General features: G+C 72.2%; 1 protein-coding gene. It reads left to right on the forward strand.

Annotated features, from left to right (window positions below):
- Positions 1-230: alpha/beta fold hydrolase (locus RRF55_RS28280; protein ID WP_439419337.1), on the forward strand; the 230-nt coding region annotated here is incomplete at both ends.

The raw sequence follows: 230 nt of genomic DNA on the forward strand, positions 1-230 counted from the left end.
TGCCGGGCGCTACCAGCGCCTCGGGCAGGCACTGAGCGCTGCCGGCTTCGCGCTGTATGCCCACGACCAGCGCGGCAACGGGCGCACCGCCGAACACGGCACCCTGGGGCTGTTCGCAAGCCACCAGGGCTGGGACAGCGTGGTCAACGACCTGGCCAGCCTGGCCCAGCACATCGGCCAGCAGCACCCGGGCGCCCCGCTGTTCCTGTTCGGCCACAGCATGGGCAGCT

This window comes from Klebsiella sp. K47 (genome assembly GCF_051858335.1).
Lineage (GTDB): Bacteria > Pseudomonadota > Gammaproteobacteria > Enterobacterales > Enterobacteriaceae > Klebsiella > Klebsiella pneumoniae.